Origin of the sequence: Pseudomonas sp. BGI-2 (assembly GCF_004310295.1) — a bacterium.
In the GTDB taxonomy this organism is placed as follows: domain Bacteria; phylum Pseudomonadota; class Gammaproteobacteria; order Pseudomonadales; family Pseudomonadaceae; genus Aquipseudomonas.
The window spans coordinates 19,992-39,879 of record NZ_SISB01000026.1; the positions used below are offsets into that span (position 1 = coordinate 19,992).

Sequence of the window (19,888 nt, forward strand, 5' to 3'; positions counted from 1 at the left end):
CAGCCTGCTGGCGATCAGCCGGGGTCGCGCTCGACCGACTCGCTCCCTTTGACTTTCAGAACTGCCATGCCTGCCAACCACTTCAACACCCACTGCCCCGACTGGGCGACTGCCCTGCTCAACGGCTTCAGCCAGATCTTCCTCCAGCGCCATCCGCTGTGCGGTCTGCTGTGCCTGTTGGCGATTCTTTTCACCGCGCCCACCCTGCTCGGCGGTGCGCTGCTGGGCGGTGTCGCCGGTTTGCTCACCGCGCAACGCCGAAACTATGCCAAGGCCGACCGCCAGGCCGGGCTGTTCAGTTACAACGGTGTCTTGCTCGGCCTGCTGCTGAGCCTGTATTTCCCCTGGTCCGCGCTGTTGCCGCCGCTGATTATCGCTGCGGGTGGACTGAGTGCGATGTTCACTCAACAGTGGCTCAAACGCGTCCGGGTCAGCCAATACCTGCCTGCCTATACGGCGCCCTTCGTGGGGCTGGGCTGGTTGTTACTGTGCTTCGCCACGCCCTCGACAACTGCGCACCTGATCGAAATCAATACGCTGAACATGCTCGCCGCACCACTCAAAGGCCTCGGTCAGGTGATGTTCCTCGGTCATCCGCTGGCCGGTGCAATGATTGCCGTGGGTTTGCTGATCGCTGATCGCCGCGCATTCTGCTGGGCGTTGTTGGCGTCTGTCGCAGGCATGGGCTGGAGCCTGCTGCATCACGACTTCTATAGCGCATTGATCGGTCTCGGTGGCTATAACGCCGTACTTGCCGCCCTCGCCTTCAGCTCGCAGCGCCAAAAGCTCTGGCTGCCGCTGATCGGTATTGCATCAGCGCTGTTGCTGACGCCGGTGTTTGCCGCCATCGGTCTGCCAACGCTGACCGCGCCGTTCATCCTCTCCTGCTGGCTGATCCGCTCGGTTGTTCAAATGCTCGGCAAGACCACGGTCGCCCGTACGCCTTGCACTCTGGAGGAGAATCAACCTAGGCTTCGCTGATCATTGGTTCAGGCGGTATCCATGGACAGCAGCAAAAACTGGCGTGAAGACCTTTACGTCATGGTTTTCCAGAGCGACACCAAGGCCGGGCGGCGCTTCGACGGCATCCTGCTGTTGATCATCCTCGCCAGCATTGTGATTGTGATGCTCGACAGCATCGACACGGTCCACAAGAACTACGCCGACGTACTGGCGTACATCGAGTGGGGCTTCACCATCATCTTCGCCATTGAATATGGCTTGCGTCTGTACTGCTCGCCCAAGCCGTTGCGCTACGCATTCAGCTTTTATGGGCTGGTGGATTTGCTGGCGATTGTGCCCGGCATCCTGGCGCTGTATTACGCCGATGCGCAGTACCTGCTGATCATCCGAATCATTCGGATGCTGCGGATTTTCCGCGTGCTCAAGCTCAGCCCATACCTCAAGCAAGCCAACTATCTGATGTCGGCGCTGCGCGGCAGCAAGCAGAAGATCGTGGTGTTTTTGGTCAGCGTCTGCACGCTGGTGACGGTGTTCGGCACGCTGATGTACGTGATCGAAGGCCCGGAACATGGCTTCACCAGCATTCCCAAAGGCATCTACTGGGCCATCGTCACGTTGACCACCGTGGGCTTCGGCGACATCGTGCCGAAGACCCCGTTGGGCCAGGTGGTCTCGTCGCTGGTGATGATCACCGGTTACTCGATCATCGCCGTGCCCACGGGAATTTTTACCGCCGAACTGGCCAACGCCATGCGTGGCGAACAACTGCAACACGACTGCCCGGTGTGCAAGAAAAACAACCACGAACACGGCGCGGCATTTTGCTCGCGATGTGGCAATCAGCTGTTCAAGAAACTGGAATAAGCACAGTACTTTTTAATCTTTAAAGGACTATGCGAGCCCGGCTATAGTCGCTCGCAAATTGCCCCACTTTCTAAATAAAAACTTCTAGAACAAGGAATGCGCAGTGAAAAAACTTTTTGGCGCCTCACTTCTGGCCGCTGGCCTGGCACTGACCAGCGTGGCTCAGGCCGCACCGACCCTGCTCAACGTTTCCTACGACGTGATGCGAGATTTCTACAAGGACTACAACACTGCGTTCCAGAAACACTGGCAAGCGGAACACAACGAGAACATCACGCTGCAAATGTCCTTCGGCGGCTCCAGCAAACAGGCGCGTTCGGTGATCGATGGCCTGCCGGCTGACGTCATCACCATGAACATGGCCACCGACATCAATGCCCTGGCGGACAACGGCAAACTGGTCCCGGAAAACTGGGTCACCCGCCTGCCGAACAACAGCGCGCCGTTCACCTCGGCCACCGTGTTCATCGTGCGCAAAGGCAACCCGAAAGCCCTGAAAGACTGGCCAGACCTGCTCAAGGATGGCGTGCAAGTCATCGTGCCGAACCCGAAGACCTCGGGTAACGGGCGTTATACCTACCTGTCCGCCTGGGGTTATGTGCTGAAAAACGGCGGTGACGAGAACAAGGCCAAGGACTTCGTCGGCAAGCTGTTCAAGCAAGCGCCGGTGCTGGATACCGGTGGCCGTGCAGCCACCACCACGTTCATGACCAACCAGATCGGTGATGTGCTGGTGACCTTCGAAAACGAAGCGGAAATGATTGCCCGCGAGTTTGGTCGTGATCAGTTTGAAGTGATCTACCCAAGCGTCTCCGCTGAAGCCGAGCCGCCCGTGTCGGTGGTGGACAAAACCGTCGACAAGAAAGGCACTCGAGCGGCGGCCGAGGAGTACCTGAAGTACCTGTGGTCGCCGGAAGGTCAGGAAATTGCTGCGGCCAACTACCTGCGTCCACGTGATCCGGCGGTGCTGGCCAAGTACACCGATCGGTTCCCGAAAGTGGATTTTCTTTCGGTTGAGAAGACCTTTGGTGACTGGCGGACTGTGCAGAAGACCCACTTCAATGATGGTGGGATCTTTGATCAGATTTACAGCGGGCAGTAATTCCTGAGCCCAACAAAAAGGCGACCTGAGAAGGTCGCCTTTTTTGTGGCCGCTGACTGATCGTTCCCACGCTCTGCGTGGGAATGCAGCCCGGGACGCTCCGCGTCCCAGAAGCGGACGCAGAGCGTCCGTTGAGGCATTCCCACGCAGAGCGTGGGAACGATCAACAGAGGTTGGGGCCAGGTCCTACATCGGTGGTGTAACGCCATCCTTCCCGGCCGAAATGGATTGCGCCGTCAGCGTCCCGTCCGCCCCTTGGGTAACAAACGTCACGATCTTCACGCCCACCTTCAGCAAGCTGCGATCCCCCGGTATCAGGTTCACGATCGGCACATCTTCCGGCACCAGGATCTTCTGCTGCCCGCCCTTGTAGTTGACGGTCAACACCCGGCCATTGCTGACCACCAGATCACCCACGCTGCCGTTGGTCATGCTGCTGCCCTTGACCAGATCGAACGGCCGATGCCCGTCGCCGCTGCCCGCCAGCTCCGGTGGAAAGACGTGGACTTCCAGCGCCTTCAAGGTGCCGTCGTCTTGTGGAATGGCCGCCGAACCAATGTAGCTGCCCGGTTTGATGTCTTCGATATTGGCCAAGGTAACGGCGCGGACCTTGGTGTCGTTGGTCAGGTTGATCACCACGTTTTCGCCGCTGTTGACGTGGACTTTCAATACATTGGGGCTGACGCCGGTGATCTCGCCGCGCACACCGATGCGCATGCCCGGCGCGTCGGCGGCCTGGACCAGTCCCGCCGTGAACAAGCCAACCAGGGTAACAACTGAAGCGCTGCGTATAAGGTGACGAAACATCGCATTCATGGAAGTGCCTTCCGTTCAGGAAACGTGAAGAGAGAACATAAGCACGCTATCGAACAGGATGTAAGTGAATGTATCATCGGACCTCAATATTTTGACGCAAGGTTCGTCGATGGACATCACCCATGTCCCTCACTCATTCCGCAAAGGAATGATTGCTATCACTCCAATCCCTCTTCTGCCGAATCCGATACCTCTTTAGCCTGCGCGCATTCCCTTCTGTTCAGCGAGACACGTTATGAACCCAGCGACTCAGGTGCCCCACGGCGCCGCGACAATGACCAAAGGCATGGTGATGCTGTTCGCCTTTTGCTGTGGCGCGATTGTGGCCAACATCTACTACGCCCAACCGATCATCGGCCTGATCGCCCCGGACATTGGCCTGACCAGCACCATGGCCAGCCTGATCGTTTCGCTGACCCAGATCGGTTACGCGCTGGGTCTGTTCTTCCTGGTGCCGCTGGGTGATCTGCTGGAAAACCGCCGCTTGATGATCATCACGACCGTGGTGGCGATTGCCAGCCTGTTGGGCGCGGCGTTCACCGATCAGCCGAATGTGTTTTTGCTGATCTCGTTGCTGGTGGGCTTCAGCTCGGTGTCGGTGCAGATCCTGATTCCGCTGGCCGCGCACCTCGCGCCGGAAGAGTCACGCGGTCGGGTGGTCGGCGGGATCATGGGCGGTTTGCTGCTGGGGATTCTGTTAGCGCGGCCAGTGTCCAGCGTGGTGGCTGACCACTTCGGCTGGCGCGCGATGTTTGTGATCGCGGCGGTACTGATGGCCGCGATCAGCCTGGTGCTGGCGCTGACAATTCCAAAGCGCCAGCCTGATCACAGCGCTACTTATGGCCAGTTGCTCGGTTCTCTGTGGACGCTGTTGCGCCAACAACCGGTGTTGCGTCAGCGCGCGTTTTACCAGGGTTGCATGTTCGCCACCTTCAGCCTGTTCTGGACTGCCGTGCCCCTGGAACTGGCGCGCAATCATGGCTTGTCACAAACCCAGATCGCGATCTTCGCCCTGGTCGGCGCCATCGGTGCGATCGCCGCGCCGATTGCCGGTCGACTGGCCGATGCCGGCCACACCCGCATCGCCTCATTGCTGGCCCTGCTGTTCGCCAGCCTGAGTTTCCTGCCTGCGTTCATCCACCCGGTCTACAGCGTCATCGGCCTCGCGGTCACCGGCGTGGTGCTCGACTTCTGCGTACAGATGAACATGGTCCTCGGCCAACGTGCGGTCTACGCCCTCGACGCCAAAAGCCGCAGCCGCTTGAATGCGTTGTACATGACCAGCATCTTCATCGGCGGCGCCTTTGGTTCGTCGGTGGCCAGCGCGGTGTATGAGCATGGCGGCTGGTTGTGGATCGTGATTGTGGGCAGTGCATTTGCGCTGTTGGCGTTGTTGCGGTTTTTGAGTGTTTCGGAAAAGCGTTCGCTGGCGACCGCTTGAGTCATAAAAAGCATCGCGTGCAAGTCGGATCGCCGCACCGCACGCTCCCACAGGAATCTGGCTTGCTCGTGAATGTCGAGCAACAGATGCTCCGCACTTTAAATCGTCAACATTCCCCAGCCTTTACCTGAAAACTCCGGATTGCCTCGATGCTCGCTAACCGATGTTGGCACCGGAATATCCAGCCCATGCGTCTCCATTTGTTGCAGAAGTATCTGCGCAATTTCGATGGCAGCGTCGTACGCCTCCTCGAACGTATCACCGGCAGTCACAGCACCCGGGATATCTGGTATTTGAATACCTGTCGCAGTCCTCTCATCTCCCCACTCGATAATGATTGGATAGTGCACAGCGGTACCTCCAGCAAATCTTCAACTTAATGGAGCGCCACTGCACCATAGAAACCGGATTGGATCTGTTCACGATGTTTTTCAGGATGTGAACCCCTCGCGTCGGGCTCAGGATAGATCTCGCCTGACTCGTAACGCCCGAGGTCAACCCGGATTACACTCAGCGTCCAGAGCCTGAAGCGATGCTGGATGCGATTCGCGGCTGACCCGTTCACATGCAGCCTGCCCCGGCGGTATGTTCTTTCAAGGAGTTTGCAATGACCCGACGTACCTTTCTCATTACCGGTGCCAGCAAAGGCATTGGCCGGGCAGTGGCCGAGCATCTGGACCGCGCGGGGCATCGGGTGGTCGGGATTGCCCGAACGCCGGACCTGACGTTCCCCGGCATTCTGTTTCCGCTGGATTTGAGCGACAGGGCGCTGACCCAGGAAGTGTTGGCGGATCTGGCCAGGACTTACGAATTTGATGGGTTGGTGAATAACGTCGGCCTGGTTCGTCCGCAAGTGCTGGGAGAAATCGACCTCGATACCTTCGACGACGTGATGCGGGTCAACCTGCATTCGGCGCTGCAGGCCACTCAAGCGCTGCTTCCGAGCATGCGCGCCAAGGGCTGGGGCCGGGTGGTGGACATTTCCAGTTTGACCGTCCTCGGGATCACCCAGCGCACGGCGTACGCGGCGGCCAAAGCGGCGCTGATCAGCTTCACGCGTTCCTGGGCGCTGGAACTGGCGCAAACAGGCGTGACGGTGAACGCTGTGGCGCCGGGGCCGACTGAAACCGAGCTGTTTCGCACCAACAATCCGCCAGGCAGCGAAGGTGAAGCGCGGTACCTGGCGGGTGTTCCGATGGGCCGTTTGGGGCAGCCGCATGAGATCGCGGCAGCCATCGCGTTTTTGTTGTCCGAGCAGAGCGGGTTTATCACCGGGCAAACGTTGTTTGTCGACGGCGGATCTTCAATCGGTAAAGCCGCCTTCTAACTGAATACACAAAGCCCCTGTGGGAGCGGGCTTGCTCGCGAAGAGGCCATAACAGACAACATAGATGTTGAATGCCAGTCTCCTTTCGCGAGCAAGCCCGCCCCCACAGTTTGATCTTCACAAGGACGTGAGATGGACCGCCTCGGTGCAATGGAAACCTTCGAAACCGGCTCATTTTCCGCCGCCGCGAGGCGCCTGAATATCGGCCAGCCCGCCGTGTCGAAAACCATTGCGCAACTGGAAGCGCGCCTCGCGGTTCGACTGCTGTTGCGCTCGACTCGTGGCCTGACGCCCACAGAAGCCGGGCTGGCCTTTTTCGAACGCGCCAAGTGCGCCATCGAAGAAGCCGATGAGGCCGACAACGCCGCGCGTGGTGCCGCCAGCGGCCTCACCGGCAACCTGCGCATCTGCGCCACCGTGACCTTCGGCCGACTGCACATCGTTCCGCACCTCGGACCGTTCCTCGATCAGAACCCGGACCTGAACATCGACCTGATGCTCGACGACCGCAACGTCAGTCTGGTCGAAGAAGGCGTCGACTCGCCCTGCGGCTGGGCGCCCAGAGCGACTCCGGCCTCACCGCCCGCAAAATCGCCGAGTGCCGGCGCGTAAAAGCAGCGCAATGGGAGTGAATATCCTCCATTCGCGCTGAATCCAGATCAGGCCAAAAATGCATTCTTGTACACCCACTTTCATCATCTGAAAGAATGTATTTTTTTAAAACCTAGTTGGTGTTTATAAGAGAGGGAGGCCACACGCTCCATACGAACAGGATCAATCACAATTTGCGACAACAGTTCGCGAAGCTCGGCGTTGGTCGCATTTTCAATGTCCATTGCTGCCCTCATAGCCGGATGCCTTACAGGTATTAAGCTGACTAGAAAGTAACATGCTCATTGAATCCGCTTCGAAAGTTTTACTCCCCGAATTGCCGTCCCAACCCACCTGGCACACCGTGGATATTAGTCTCTTCCCACGGCCCGTTCGGGCTGATCGACCGGCTCCAGCCGTTGTTCCAGCGGTAGTAGGTGCGTTGGCGGTAGAAAGTGTTGGATTGATCATCAAGCACATAAACGCCGAGCTTGGCATCCCAATGGCTGTTACCCCCCGGTGGTGGCGCGAAGCTGGCGGAGGTGCGTGGCAGCGGCTTGGCGGGTTTGGCCGGGGTGCTTGGTTTGCTCGGCGCCGTCGAGGGCGCCGGTTTGGTGCTTGGCTGCGACGGCGGGATCGGTCGCGGGGTTGGCTGCTCAGGTGGCCGCTGGACCGCACAAGCGCTTAACCCCAAAACCAGGCTGAGAAGGGTGATACGAGCGATGGCGGTCATGGTGGCTTTCCTGTTATTTGTCCGGGCTGTCGATGGTCAGTTTTTGCGCTGCGGTGGTGCTGCTGGCCAGAGGCTGGCTGCGACCGATCCATTCGCCGGCAGTCGGTTGGCCGGCGCGGGAGATGCGCGCAACCAGTTGGACTTCAGGGAAGTTCGACAGTTTCAACTGCGGCATCATTGCGTCGGCATCGCCCAGTTCGACGGTGGCCGGCAAGTCGGCGACGGTCAGTCGCTTGGCGGCCAGCGGCGCGGGTGGCCCTGAGGTGGCGCGGGCGAAAATGAACACGCTGTCGCCGGGCTGGACCTTGGCTTTGAGCTCGGGCGCCAGATCGACGGTGACTTTAAGCTTCGCTGCCGCTTTGGCCGCTGGGGCCTGGGCGACTTTGCCGCCGCTGGCTTCAAGCTTCTCGGTCGCCCGCGTGATCCCGCCTTGCAGCGCGGCACGGGAACTGTCTTCCGGCGGCAATTGCGCCAGCAGGCGATTCCAGTAGTCGATGGCGTCCTGATAACGCTGGCTTTCAAACGCTGCGATACCCAGCAAGCCAAGGCTGGTGACTTCTTTCGGATCGGCTTTCAGTGCTTCGTCAGTCAGCGCCTGAATCTTGTCCGACCACTTTTTGCCATCGGCGAAGTACTGGGCCTGAGCCCATTGGCCGAGCAGTTCCGGCTGACGACCGGCCAGGCTCACTGTGCGTTCGAAGATTTTCGCCGCGTCGCCAGGACGATCCTGAGCCATGTACGTGCGACCGAGGAAGTACAAGCCTTCAGCCGAATCCGGCTGAGCCGCGACCGCGCGCTCCAGACGCCGGGTCATCTCTTCCATCGACTGCGGCGCCTGAGAGAATTCACGGGTCAGTTCGACTTTGTCGCTGGCGCCGAAATGCAGGTACAAGCCCAACCCCAGGACCGGCACCAGAATCGCCGCCAGCAAGGGCAACGGTTTGCCCAGGCGCGCCACGCGCGGTGCATCGACGCCTTCGGTATCGGCCAGCAATTCACGGGCCGCTTCGGCGCGACCGGTTTCCAGTTGCGCAGCGTTGAGCACGCCCTCTTCCTGCTCGGCTTGCAACTCAGCCACGCGCTCCTGATACAGCGCGACGTTCAGGGCAGTACGATCCTCTTCGAGCTGCGCACGACGGCCACGCAAAACGGGGATCAGCAGAAAACTCAGGGCAACCAGAAGTAGCAGACCTGCAGCGAGCCAGAAATCAATCATTCTTGGTTTTATCCAACAGGTGGTCGAGGCGCTCGCGCTCCTCGGCAGAAAGCTCGTCCTTGGTGTCAGTGCGTTGCACGCGACGACGGCGGACGATCACGGCGATGATCACAAAACCGCCCAGCAGCAGGCCGGCAGGGCCGAACCAGAGTAAGGCGGTCTTGGCATTCAGAGCGGGTTTATAGCGGACGAAATCACCGTAGCGATCGACCATGAAGTCGATAATCTGCTGATTGTCCTTGCCCTCGCCCAGCATGCGGAATATCTCTTTGCGCAGGTCGGCGGCAATCGGTGCGTTGGAATCGGCGATGTCCTGATTCTGGCACTTGGGGCAACGCAGCTCCTTGGTCAGCTCGCGAAAACGCTCACGATCGCCTTCTTTGGCGAACTCATAAGTGTCAATGGCCGCGTGCGCCACGCCGGCCATGCTCAAACCCAATACAACAGCGGCTATCCAGCGCTTCATGGCTTGGCCTCATCCACCAGCGCCTGATACCTGGCCGCCAGTTTTTCGCGCCAGACCTGCTCATCGATCACCCCGACAAACTTGTCGCGGATGATGCCTTTGGCGTCAATGAAGAAAGTTTCCGGCGCTCCATACACGCCGAGGTTAAGGCCCAGCGAGCCGTCCGCGTCACTGATGCCCAACTGGTAAGGGTTGTGGAATTCCACCAGCCACTTCTTCGCGTCGGCGTTGACGTCCTTGTAGTTGATGCCATAAATCGTCACGCCCTGCTGGGCCAGCTTGTTCAGTACCGGATGCTCGACCTTGCAGGCGATGCACCAAGTGGCCCAGACGTTGACCAGTGCCGGCTTGCCGAGAATGTCGGCCTTGGTCAGGGTTTTATCGCCCTCCACGGTCGGCAGGGAAAACGCCGGGAACGGCTTGCCGATCATCGCCGAAGGCAACTCGGCCGGGTCCAGGTACAACCCGCGATAAAGAAAAACAGCCACCACCAGAAAAATCGCCAGTGGCAACAGCATTAACCAACGTCTCATGCAGTGGCTCCCGTCATGCCCAGTGCTTCACGCACGCGGCTTTTCACCTTGACCCGATAACGGCGATCCAGCGCCGCCAGCAACCCGCCGAAACCTGTGAGCAGCCCGCCGAACCAGATCCAGCGCACGAACGGTTTGACATGGACACGCACGGCCCAGGCGCCATCGCCCAGCGGTTCGCCGAGTGCGACGTAAATGTCACGGGTGAAACCGGCGTCGATCCCGGCTTCGGTCATCACCGAGTTCTGCACGGTGTAGAGGCGTTTTTCAGGGTGCAGCACGCTGACTTCCTTGCCGCCCTTGATCACCCGTACGGTGCCCTTGTCCGAGGTGAAGTTCGGGCCTTCGTAGTGCTTGGCGCCTTCGAACACGAAGTGGTAACCGGCCAGGTCCATGGACTCGCCCGGCGCCAGGCGCAAATCGCGCTCGGCACTGTTCTGGCTCGACAGCACGACGCCGAGGGCGCACACGGCGATGCCGAGGTGAGCGATTTGCATGCCCCAGTAGCTGCGGGTCAGGGTCGGCAGGCCTTTGACCAGGCCTTTGTGGCGGGTTTTGTCGAAGATGTCACGCACGCCAGCAAGCAACACCCAGGCGGCGAGCATGAACGTCGCGATCACGGCCCAGTTGAAGTCGCCGTAAGCGACGCCGGCCACGACGGCCAACGCGGCACTGCCGAGCAACACCGGGGTCAGCATGTTGAACAGCCATTTGACCGGGGTGTCTTTCCAGCGCACCAGCATGCCGACCGCCATCACCATCATCAGCAACGCCATCAACGGAATGAACAACGCGTTGAAGTACGGCGGGCCGACCGACAGCTTGGCGCCGGTCATCGCATCGAGAATCAGCGGGTACAAGGTGCCGAGCAGGATCATCGACGCCGCCACCACCAGCACCAGGTTGTTCCCCAGCAGCAGGGTTTCCCGGGACCACAGATTGAAGCCGACGTGGCTTTTCACCACTGGTGCGCGCAGGGCAAACAGCGTCAGCGAACCGCCGACCACAAACAGCAGGAAGATCAGGATGAACACGCCGCGCTCAGGGTCGGAGGCAAAGGCGTGAACCGAGGTCAGAACGCCGGAACGCACGAGGAAGGTCCCCAGCAAGCTCAACGAGAACGCGGCGATGGCCAGCAACACGGTCCAGCTCTTGAACACGCCACGTTTTTCCGTGACCGCCAGCGAGTGAATCAGTGCCGTACCCACCAGCCAAGGCATGAAGGATGCGTTTTCCACCGGGTCCCAGAACCACCAGCCGCCCCAGCCGAGTTCGTAGTAGGCCCACCACGAACCGAGCGTGATGCCGATACCGAGGAAGGCCCAGGCGACGATGGTCCACGGACGCGACCAGCGCGCCCATGCCGCATCAAGACGACCGCCCATCAGCGCCGCAATGGCGAAGGCGAAAGCCACCGAGAAACCGACGTAACCCATGTACAGCATCGGCGGGTGAACGATCAGACCGATGTCTTGCAGGAGCGGATTGAGGTCCGCGCCATCGCTGGGCACTTGCGGCAGGATGCGCTTGAACGGGTTCGAGGTGAGGATCAGGAACAGCAGGAAACCGGTGCTGATCATGCCCATCACTGCCAGCACGCGGGCCAGCATCACTTGCGGCAATTGCCGGGAGAACACCGCCACCGCAAAGGTCCAGCCCCCGAGGATCAAGGCCCACAGCAGCAGCGAACCTTCGTGAGCGCCCCACACCGCGCTGAACTTGTAGTACCACGGCAAGGCGCTGTTGGAGTTGCTGGCGACGTAGGCGACAGAGAAGTCGTCGGCCATAAACGCGTAGGTCAGGCAGCCGAAGGCGAACAGCAAAAAGGCGAACTGGCCCCAGGCGGCCGGTTGGGCCAGGCTCATCCACAGACGGTCACCGCGCCAGGCGCCGAGCAACGGCACGATGGCCTGAACCAGCGCGAAACACAGCGCCAGGATCATGGCCAGGTGGCCGAGTTCAGGAATAAAAAGTGCGGATGTCATCGATCAACCCTCCTTCGCGGGCGTTGGAGCAGATTGACCGCTGTCTTTCAAAGCCTTGGTCACTTCTGGCGGCATGTACTTTTCATCGTGCTTGGCCAGCACTTCGTCGGCCACCACCACGCCCTCGGCGTTGAGTTTGCCCAGCGCCACGATGCCCTGCCCTTCGCGGAACAGGTCCGGCAGGATGCCGCGGTAGCTGATGGTCACGGATTTTTTGAAGTCGGTGACGATGAATTTCACGTCCAGCGAATCGCCGGAACGTTGCAGCGAACCTTTCTCGACCATGCCGCCCGCGCGAATGCGCGTGTCTTGCGGGGCTTCGCCGTTGGCGATCTGGGTCGGGGTGTAAAACAGATTGATGTTCTGCTGCAGGGCGCTCAGGGCCAGGCCGACGGCAGCGCCGACACCCACCAGGATCGCGAGAATGATGATAAGACGCTTTTTGCGCAGCGGATTCACTTGCCGTTCTCCCGGCGCAGACGTCGCGCCTCTTGTTGCAGATACCGCTTGCGGGCCAGGATCGGCGCCGCCACGTTGAGGGCCAGCACCGCCAGGCAGATGCCATAGGCTGACCAGACATACAGGGCGTGATGGCCCATGGCGAGGAAATCGCCGAATGAAGCAAAACTCATCGAGCGGCCTCCAGGCTGTTCTGCACTTCGGTTTTCACCCAACTGGCCCGGGCTTCGCGCTTGAGCACTTCAAGGCGCATGCGCAGCAACAGCACCGCGCCGAAGAAGCAGTAGAAACCCAGCACCGTCAGCAGCAGTGGCAGCCACATTTCGGCCGGCATCGCCGGTTTTTCGGTGAGGGTGAAGGTCGCGCCCTGGTGCAGGGTGTTCCACCACTCCACCGAGTATTTGATGATCGGAATGTTGATCACGCCGACAATCGCCAGGACCGCGCAGGCCTTGGCCGCGCTGTCACGATTGCTGATCGCGTTGCCCAGCGCAATGAGACCGAAGTACAGAAACAGCAGAATAAGCATGGACGTAAGTCGCGCATCCCAGACCCACCACGAGCCCCAGGTCGGCTTGCCCCAGATCGCGCCGGTGACCAGCGCCACGGCGGTCATCCAGGCACCGATGGGCGCCGCGCATTGCAGGGCGACGTCGGCCAGTTTCATTTTCCAGACCAGCCCGACGATGCCGCACACCGCCAGCATGACGTAGACGGACTGCGCCAGCATGGCGGCAGGAACGTGGATATAGATGATGCGAAAGCTGTTGCCTTGCTGGTAGTCAGGCGGCGCGAAGGCCAGGCCCCACACTACACCAACGCCAATCAGCAGCAACGCCGCGACGCTCAGCCATGGCAGCAGTTTGCCGCTGATGCCGTAAAACCATTTGGGCGAGCCGAGCTTATGAAACCAAGTCCAGTTCATTACTGTTTCCATCACGGTTGCTGCTCGTGTCACGAGTAGCCAGGGTCTTTACTGATCAAAAAATGACCAGACCTCATTATTCGCCGACGCTGATCTTCAGGCCAGCAGCTATTGCAAACGGTGTCAGGGTTATCGCCAGGGCGGTCAGGCTACCAAGCCACAGGAGATAACCGGTCGCCGGCATGCCTTGCAATGCCGCCTGCAAGGCGCCACTGCCAAGAATCAACACCGGGATGTACAGCGGCAGAATCAGCAGCGCCAGTAACAGGCCACCACGCTTCAATCCCACCGTCAGGGCCGCGCCCACCGCACCGAGCAGGCTCAGCACCGGTGTACCCAGCAACAAAGAAAGCAGCAACACCGGCAGACAGGCGGTTGGCAAACCGAGCATCAATGCCAGCAGTGGAGCGAGCAAAACCAGTGCCAGGCCAGAGAAGGCCCAGTGTGCCAGTACCTTGGCCAAAACCAGAAGAGGCAGGGGGTGCGACGAAAGGACCCACTGTTCAAGCGATCCGTCTTCGAAATCACTGCGGAAAAGCCCGTCCAGCGAGAGCAAGACCGATAAAAGGGCCGCGACCCAGACCAGTCCCGGAGACAAGGTTTGCAACAATTGAGACTCGGGTCCGACAGCCAAAGGGAACAGTGAAACGACGATCGCGAAGAATACCAGCGGATTTGCCAGTTCAGCAGGACGACGGAACAGCAGACGGGCCTCACGGGCGACCAACAGGCCGAAAACACTCATACGCCCCACTTCCCCAGATCGATGTCGCGATAGCCGGCTGGCATCCGGCTCAGCGTGTGGTGAGTGGTCAGCACCACCATGCCGCCGCGCTCGCAGTGGGCGGCCAGGTGTTCTTCGAGTTGCGCCACGCCTTGTTTATCGAGCGCGGTGAACGGCTCATCGAGAATCCACAGCGGCGGACTGTCCAGGTACAAGCGCGCCAATGCTACCCGGCGTTGCTGCCCGGCAGACAGCGTATGGCAAGGAACATCCTCGAAACCGCGCAATCCGACGGCAGTCAGCGCCTGCCAGATCGCCTCATGGGAGGCCGGTTGATGCAGGGCGCAGAGCCAGATCAGGTTCTCTTCCGGCGTCAGCAGATCCTTGATGCCGGCGGCATGCCCGATCCACAAAAGGTTGCGCGCCAGTTCAAGGCGCTGATCGTTCAGCGGCTGGCCGTTGAGCAGCACTTGACCGGCGGTCGGCTGCATCAGGCCGGATAACAGGCGCAGCAGGCTGGTTTTGCCACTGCCGTTAGGGCCGCTGATTTGCAACATTTCGCCACTGGCCAGTCTCAATTCGAGATTTTCGAAGAGCAGCCGAAGGTCTCGCTCACAAGCGAGGGCAACGGTTTGCAGGACTGGACTGGTCAAGAGATCACGGGCCTTCAGGGTTCAAGTCGGCAGTGGAGCGGCCGTTAAAGACATGCAGGATAAATGCATTGGCGGCCCGCTCTAAGGAGCTGGATCAAGTATTTGAAATGTTTTCAGCGCCTCGGATACAACGGGGCGGCATTATACATGCCATGCCCTCCTCTCAAGAGGGCAATTTCCTCAGGTTGTGACCGCGTATGACAGGCGAAATGAACATCCTCCCGCTACCGCAGACCACCCCCGCGAATTCGCGGCCATTGGTGCTGAGTGGCGATCTGCTCAAGCTGCTGACGCCGATGGAGGGCCTGATCACACCCGGCCAGACCGCCAACGCCGAAGTGCTGTCGCTCAAGCAGGCGGATCAGACCTTTCAACTGTTGCTCAAAGTCACCCTCGAGAGCGGCCGCCAGACCACAGTCCAGGCCACCAGCACCCAGCCGCTGCCCCAAGGCACCAACCTGGCGATCACTCAGCCATCAGCAAGCAACCTGGCCATCACGGTGCAACAAGCCATCGCGTCCAGCGTCGCCACCCTCACCCGCATCGACACGACGCAATTGCCGGTCGGGACGCTGTTGCAGGGCAAAGTGCTGACCTCGCAGGTTCTGCCGCAGGTGCCGGGACAGCCGACGGTGTTTCGCTCGATGGTGAGCCTGCTCAACACCGCGTTGAGCGGCAGCACCCTGAGCATCGAGAGCCCGACGCCGCTGCGCATCGGTACCTTGTTGAGTGCCTTGGTGCAGGACACGCAAACCTTGAAATTCGTACCGCTGAGCAATCGTCAGGAGCAGTTGGCGGTCACCCAGCAATTGGTCAGTCAGCAGAGCCGCCAAGGCTCGCTGGATGGTTTGATCAAAGTCCTGCAAAACCTGCCACCGTCAGATCAGACGTCCAGCGACCTGCGCGTTGCCGTGGAAAAACTGCTGGCCGGTTTGCCGGACGTTCAACAACTGAGTACGCCCAAAGGTTTGGCTCAGGCACTGGCCAATAGCGGCCTGTTCCTCGAAGCGAAACTGCTGACCGGTCAAAACCCGACACTGGCGCCGGACATGAAAGGCGATCTGCTCAAGCTGATCGCGCAACTGACGCCAGGATTGCCGGCCAACACCAATCTCAACGCGATCCTTGCGGCCAACACGCTGGTCCAGACCATGCCGAGCTTCGTGCGCAGCGCCCTCGGCATGCTCGGCCAGGTCAGCGCCAAACCGCTGCTCACCAGCTTCCCGCTTCCCGAACGGCTGCTGCAAAGCCAGGACGGTGAAAACGATCTGGAGCATTTGCTGCGTCTGGCCGCGGCGGCCGTTTCGCGCCTGCAAAGCCATCAGTTGTCGAGTCTCGAACAAACCGGCGTCACTGACGATGGACGGCTGCTCAGCACCTGGCAGCTGGAAATCCCGATGCGCAACCTGCAGGACATCGTGCCGTTGCAGGTCAAATTCCAGCGCGAAGAAGCGCCCGAAAAAGAACAACCGCACGAACGCCGGGACGAACGCGAGCCGAAACAGCAACTGTGGCGCGTGGACCTGGCGTTCGACATGGAGCCGCTGGGCCCGTTGCAGATTCAGGCGCAGCTGATCCGAGGCAGCCTGTCCAGCCAGCTCTGGGCCGAACGGCCGTACACCGCCAGCCTGATTGAAAGCAATCTGGCCGCGCTGCGCCAGCGTCTGCTGGACTCCGGACTGAACGTCGGCGATCTGGATTGCCACCTCGGCACGCCACCGCAAGGCCCTCAAACCCGCCTCGAACAACGCTGGGTCGACGAAACCGCATGAGAAACCCCAACACCCCACGCCAGGCCATCGCCCTCAAATACGACGGCAACCACGCCCCTACCCTCACGGCCAAAGGTGACGAAGAACTGGCCGAAGCCATTCTGAAAATTGCCCGCGATTATGAAGTGCCGATCTATGAAAACGCAGAGTTGGTGAAGCTGCTGGCGCGGATGGAACTGGGGGAGAGTATTCCGGAAGAGTTGTACCGCACGATTGCCGAGATTATTGCGTTTGCGTGGAACCTGAAGGGCAAGTTTCCGGCGGGGCATGATCCGGAGGCGCCTTCGGTGGAGAAGGATGTGACTGAGCGCGGGGATGATTATTGAGATTTCGAGAATAGCGATCTCGGCGGCCACACCAAGATCAGCTCTCGTGCAACTTTCTTATCAACTACGCCGCTGACACGCTACTCGGCTTAAAAAAACGCAAAAGCCTTAAACTACGGCCGATTATCAAACCATTGATGAGACCTGCCCCCAGAGCTGACCATGCCACCTCCGACACTTCGTTAGCCAGCTCAGGATGCACGGCCGCCTGATAACCGGTGAAATAACGCCAGGCAAAAAAGCCCCAATACACCAACAGCACCTTGATCGTCCCACCCAGCACCAACCGATTACCCTCGCATTCGACGTCGTTGTACGAATAGAAGCGCAGACCCGTAAACCATCCTGCCAATAAGCCTAGCGAGTAAACCGATAACGGTATTGCGATGCCCTGCGAGAACTCCAGGGACGAGAGGGAGATCGCGACAAATATCATCGGCGTTATCTGCAATGACCTTTTCGACTCATGATTCCTAAAGCAAGCCATGCCCCCGAAATAGGTCACTATCAAAAAAACCGCATAAACCCAAAGCGGTGTGCTGCGCAGGATATCGAGCATTGAAAGCCTTGGAATCAGAACTTTATTTTGACAGCAGGCGAAAAAAACCACGCCGACGACGTGCAGCTACCGAGAGCAAATTACCGACGACAGACCACTCTCACAAGTCGGCGCGATCCGACAAAGTTGTAGGCAGCATACTAAGGCGTCGTAGGTCTGAGGACGAGCAACCAATAGAATTTTGGGTTGAATGCAAAATCGCAACCTCGTTTCACTCGACAGATCCTACATTGAGACGGCGTACACCCTGTAGGAGCTGTCGAGTGAAACGAGGCTGCGATCTTTTAATTACCGTTAAGACTGCGGGTTAGGCCTGTCCAGCATCCGATTCACCGCCAGCTCACCCAGCATCACCACCTGCTGAATCCCCAAGATAGTATTGCGGTGTGTCCCCTCTAATAGCCCCGCGACATTACTCAGCATCACACTCGCCGATGCCAGGGATTCACAGGTGTTGGCCAGCAGGGTTTCGTCATCGGCGTCAGGGTCGACAAAGAAAATTGTCAACACCGGTTGAAAACTGACCCACCCTACCGAAGTAAAACTGACCCACCCCGGCGGTGTTTGAGGTCTGTTTATTTCTGTGGCGAGGCCGTTTCTCTCGGCACCACCTGACCTGATTTCAGCTTGTCCTTTAGTCGATAACTCTGTCCGCTGACCTGGACGATATGCGCATGGTGCAGAAGCCGATCCAGCAGCGCAGCGGTCAGTGTCGAGTCGTCCGCGAAGGTCGTTGCCCACTGGCTGAACGGCAAGTTACTGGTCAGCACCAAGCTGCCATGTTCGTACCGTTTGGCGATCACGTTGAAGAACAAGTTGGCTTCGTCACGGCCGAACGGCAAATAGCCGATCTCATCAATCACCAGCAGTTTCGAGCGTTGAACAACGCGACTGAAATACTGAGCCAGGCGCCCTTGATGGTGCGCGGCGACGAGTTGCAAAGTCAGGTCGGCGGCAGAGATAAATCGGGTCGAAATGCCTGCCATGATCGCCCGATAAGCCAGAGCGCTGGCCAAGTGTGTTTTGCCAACGCCCGAAGGCCCCAGCAGTACGACGTTTTCCTTACGCTCGATGAAGGCCAGCCCGGCCAGTTCCAGGATCTGGCTTTGCGGCGCGCCGCTGGCGAATTTGAAGTCGTATTGTTCAACCGTTTTCACCGCCGGCAGCCCGGACTGTTGCAGCAGCGCTTGCCGCCGCCGCTCGTTTCGAGCGCGATCCTCGCTTAGCAGAAGCTGTTCCAGGAAGTCGGCATAGCTCGTTTCTTTTTCGGCCGCTTGCTGGGCCAGTGCCGGCCAGTCCGTCGCAAAAGTGTCGAGCTTGAACTGTTGGCAAAGAGACTCGATGCGCAGATGTTGAAGGTTCATGGACGTACCTCAAGCAGTGCCTGATAAACCGAGAGCGGATGCTGCAAGCTTTCCACCGGCATGGGTTGGACGACCGAAATCATGCTGCTCGCAACCCCTTGAATCTCTGGCAGGGGCAACAAGTGGTGCACTTCGGTATCCAGTCGGTGTTGCGGTATTTCGCCCGTCGTCGCATGTGTTCGGGCGTTGGCGACCTCCATCAACCAAGGGCCGATCTTGCTGTTCGCGACCTCAACATCCAACAGCAAGTTGACCTGGTTAAGTGACGCGGCCAGTGGCACTACGAAGCTGTTTTTCAGGTAGTGGTTGAAGCGCTCGACCTTGCCCTTGGTCTGCGCCCGATAAGGCCGGCAGACTTTCGGTGTGAAGCCGTAGCGCTCTGCCAAATTCAATAGTGCGGTATTCCAGCGGTGCTGACCGGGGCCATAAACATCGCGTTCCTGGATGATGGTTTTGGCGTTGTCGAAGAGTAGCTTTCGCGGCGTACCGCCGAAGAAACGCAGCGCCTTTTCGATCCCGGAACACCAGGCTGCGGAGTCTTCGCGACGGGAGAAAACGACGTAGGTCGCACGACTCCAGCCCAACGTTGCAACGAATGCCAACAACGGATCGCGGCCACGCCGAATGACGGTGAAGTCCACCTGCATCTGCTCACCGGGCTCGGTTTCAAAGCGAACGACGGCTTCGTTTGCCTTGGATTTCAAGGTCAGCAGAAAGCTGGTGAGGATTGAGTATCCGCCTTCGTAACCCTGTTCGCGGATCTCCCTCAACAGCACGATGGCGGGAATCCAATGGGGTCGAGCGGCTTCTACGCGCTGGCGCAGATAGGCCTCGAAAGGCACAAGCTTGCCCACGCGCTGCGCGCGCGGGCCATAGACGACGGGCTGGCGCTGGGCCTGTAATTTGAGGTGGCGTCGAATGGTATTGCGAGAGCAGCCCATCTGCCGGGCGATGGCCCGAATAGACAAACCCTGACGAATAAGAACACTGATTTCCACGTGTTGCTCCTGGGACAGCATGGGCAGCTCGCAAAAGCTGCATTTTGCCCAAGTGGGTCAGTTTTCAACCG

General features: G+C 59.4%; 23 protein-coding genes and 2 pseudogenes. 8 read left to right on the forward strand and 17 right to left on the reverse strand.

What is annotated here, in order from left to right; all coding sequences use genetic code 11:
- The first annotated feature begins 66 nt into the window (after nt 1-66).
- From EYC95_RS18040 to EYC95_RS18050, 3 genes are all read left to right on the forward strand, one after another.
- Nucleotides 67-981 carry an urea transporter gene (locus EYC95_RS18040; RefSeq protein WP_131061577.1) on the forward strand — a complete coding sequence of 305 codons (915 nt, stop codon included), beginning with the start codon at nt 67-69 and terminating at the stop codon, nt 979-981.
- Nucleotides 982-1,002: 21 nt separating this feature from the next.
- Nucleotides 1,003-1,827 (forward strand): ion transporter, encoded by an 825-nt coding sequence (locus EYC95_RS18045; RefSeq protein ID WP_131061578.1) that lies wholly within the window; start codon nt 1,003-1,005, stop codon nt 1,825-1,827.
- A 103-nt stretch (nt 1,828-1,930) separates the two neighbouring features.
- Nucleotides 1,931-2,929 (forward strand): sulfate ABC transporter substrate-binding protein, encoded by a 999-nt coding sequence (locus EYC95_RS18050; protein ID WP_131061579.1) that lies wholly within the window; start codon nt 1,931-1,933, stop codon nt 2,927-2,929.
- Between the two features lie 186 nt (nt 2,930-3,115).
- On the opposite strand, the gene EYC95_RS18060 is transcribed toward EYC95_RS18050, so the two are convergent.
- Nucleotides 3,116-3,745, reverse strand: coding sequence for a hypothetical protein (locus EYC95_RS18060; RefSeq protein ID WP_131061581.1), 630 nt, complete (start codon nt 3,743-3,745; stop codon nt 3,116-3,118).
- A gap of 235 nt (nt 3,746-3,980) precedes the next feature.
- On the opposite strand from EYC95_RS18060, the gene EYC95_RS18065 reads away from it, so the two are divergent.
- The gene (locus EYC95_RS18065; protein ID WP_131061582.1) at nt 3,981-5,186 is read left to right on the forward strand and encodes an MFS transporter; all 1,206 of its coding nucleotides are present in this window, start codon (nt 3,981-3,983) and stop codon (nt 5,184-5,186) included.
- A 101-nt stretch (nt 5,187-5,287) separates the two neighbouring features.
- On the opposite strand, the pseudogene EYC95_RS18070 reads toward EYC95_RS18065, so the two are convergent.
- Nucleotides 5,288-5,536: pseudogene (locus tag EYC95_RS18070) on the reverse strand (type II toxin-antitoxin system HicB family antitoxin); the annotation flags it as partial.
- Nucleotides 5,537-5,793: 257 nt separating this feature from the next.
- Between EYC95_RS18070 and EYC95_RS18080 the strand changes: the two are divergent.
- Nucleotides 5,794-6,513, forward strand: a complete 720-nt coding sequence (locus EYC95_RS18080; protein WP_131061584.1) for an SDR family oxidoreductase — start codon at nt 5,794-5,796, stop codon at nt 6,511-6,513.
- A 132-nt stretch (nt 6,514-6,645) separates the two neighbouring features.
- Nucleotides 6,646-7,124: pseudogene (locus EYC95_RS18090) on the forward strand (LysR family transcriptional regulator); the annotation flags it as partial.
- A gap of 84 nt (nt 7,125-7,208) precedes the next feature.
- On the opposite strand, the gene EYC95_RS30175 reads toward EYC95_RS18090, so the two are convergent.
- From EYC95_RS30175 to ccmA, 11 genes are all read right to left on the reverse strand, one after another.
- Entirely contained in the window at nt 7,209-7,349 is a 141-nt protein-coding gene (locus EYC95_RS30175) for a hypothetical protein (RefSeq protein WP_165557472.1), read from the reverse strand.
- Between the two features lie 80 nt (nt 7,350-7,429).
- Complete coding sequence (locus EYC95_RS18095) at nt 7,430-7,837, reverse strand: hypothetical protein (RefSeq protein ID WP_131061585.1); 408 nt, start codon at nt 7,835-7,837, stop codon at nt 7,430-7,432.
- A 13-nt stretch (nt 7,838-7,850) separates the two neighbouring features.
- Entirely contained in the window at nt 7,851-9,053 is a 1,203-nt protein-coding gene (gene ccmI, locus EYC95_RS18100) for a c-type cytochrome biogenesis protein CcmI (RefSeq protein WP_131061586.1), read from the reverse strand.
- Nucleotides 9,046-9,519, reverse strand: a complete 474-nt coding sequence (locus EYC95_RS18105; RefSeq protein ID WP_109628611.1) for a cytochrome c-type biogenesis protein — start codon at nt 9,517-9,519, stop codon at nt 9,046-9,048. Before EYC95_RS18105 ends, ccmI begins: the two co-directional genes overlap by 8 nt.
- Entirely contained in the window at nt 9,516-10,052 is a 537-nt protein-coding gene (locus EYC95_RS18110; RefSeq protein WP_083375996.1) for a DsbE family thiol:disulfide interchange protein, read from the reverse strand. Before EYC95_RS18110 ends, EYC95_RS18105 begins: the two co-directional genes overlap by 4 nt.
- On the reverse strand, nt 10,049-12,037 hold the full coding sequence (locus EYC95_RS18115; RefSeq protein WP_131061587.1) for a heme lyase CcmF/NrfE family subunit: 1,989 nt from the start codon (nt 12,035-12,037) through the stop codon (nt 10,049-10,051). The genes EYC95_RS18110 and EYC95_RS18115 overlap by 4 nt, the downstream gene beginning before the upstream one ends.
- A gap of 3 nt (nt 12,038-12,040) precedes the next feature.
- Complete coding sequence (ccmE, locus tag EYC95_RS18120) at nt 12,041-12,496, reverse strand: cytochrome c maturation protein CcmE (protein WP_131061588.1); 456 nt, start codon at nt 12,494-12,496, stop codon at nt 12,041-12,043.
- Entirely contained in the window at nt 12,493-12,669 is a 177-nt protein-coding gene (gene ccmD, locus EYC95_RS18125; RefSeq protein ID WP_008145547.1) for a heme exporter protein CcmD, read from the reverse strand. Before ccmD ends, ccmE begins: the two co-directional genes overlap by 4 nt.
- Nucleotides 12,666-13,421 (reverse strand): heme ABC transporter permease, encoded by a 756-nt coding sequence (locus tag EYC95_RS18130; RefSeq protein ID WP_131061589.1) that lies wholly within the window; start codon nt 13,419-13,421, stop codon nt 12,666-12,668. The genes ccmD and EYC95_RS18130 overlap by 4 nt, the downstream gene beginning before the upstream one ends.
- 76 nt (nt 13,422-13,497) lie before the next feature.
- Nucleotides 13,498-14,166, reverse strand: coding sequence for a heme exporter protein CcmB (gene ccmB / locus EYC95_RS18135; protein WP_090188533.1), 669 nt, complete (start codon nt 14,164-14,166; stop codon nt 13,498-13,500).
- Nucleotides 14,163-14,798, reverse strand: coding sequence for a cytochrome c biogenesis heme-transporting ATPase CcmA (gene ccmA / locus EYC95_RS18140; protein WP_131061590.1), 636 nt, complete (start codon nt 14,796-14,798; stop codon nt 14,163-14,165). The genes ccmB and ccmA overlap by 4 nt, the downstream gene beginning before the upstream one ends.
- 197 nt (nt 14,799-14,995) lie before the next feature.
- Between ccmA and EYC95_RS18145 the strand changes: the two genes are divergently transcribed.
- Nucleotides 14,996-16,570, forward strand: coding sequence for a flagellar hook-length control protein FliK (locus EYC95_RS18145; protein ID WP_131061591.1), 1,575 nt, complete (start codon nt 14,996-14,998; stop codon nt 16,568-16,570).
- Entirely contained in the window at nt 16,567-16,896 is a 330-nt protein-coding gene (locus tag EYC95_RS18150) for an EscU/YscU/HrcU family type III secretion system export apparatus switch protein (RefSeq protein WP_131061592.1), read from the forward strand. The genes EYC95_RS18145 and EYC95_RS18150 overlap by 4 nt, the downstream gene beginning before the upstream one ends.
- Before the next feature lie 64 nt (nt 16,897-16,960).
- Here the strand turns inward: EYC95_RS18150 and EYC95_RS18155 are convergent, their stop codons facing one another.
- The 4 genes from EYC95_RS18155 to istA form a co-directional block, all read right to left on the reverse strand.
- Nucleotides 16,961-17,455 carry a hypothetical protein gene (locus EYC95_RS18155; RefSeq protein ID WP_131061593.1) on the reverse strand — a complete coding sequence of 165 codons (495 nt, stop codon included), beginning with the start codon at nt 17,453-17,455 and terminating at the stop codon, nt 16,961-16,963.
- Between the two features lie 294 nt (nt 17,456-17,749).
- Nucleotides 17,750-18,034, reverse strand: coding sequence for a DUF6124 family protein (locus EYC95_RS18160; RefSeq protein WP_371928426.1), 285 nt, complete (start codon nt 18,032-18,034; stop codon nt 17,750-17,752).
- Nucleotides 18,031-18,819 carry an IS21-like element helper ATPase IstB gene (istB, locus tag EYC95_RS18165; protein ID WP_131061594.1) on the reverse strand — a complete coding sequence of 263 codons (789 nt, stop codon included), beginning with the start codon at nt 18,817-18,819 and terminating at the stop codon, nt 18,031-18,033. The genes EYC95_RS18160 and istB overlap by 4 nt, the downstream gene beginning before the upstream one ends.
- A complete protein-coding gene (gene istA / locus EYC95_RS18170) occupies nt 18,816-19,838 on the reverse strand; it encodes an IS21 family transposase (protein ID WP_131061595.1) in 1,023 nt (340 codons plus the stop codon). The genes istB and istA overlap by 4 nt, the downstream gene beginning before the upstream one ends.
- Nucleotides 19,839-19,888 lie beyond the last annotated feature (50 nt).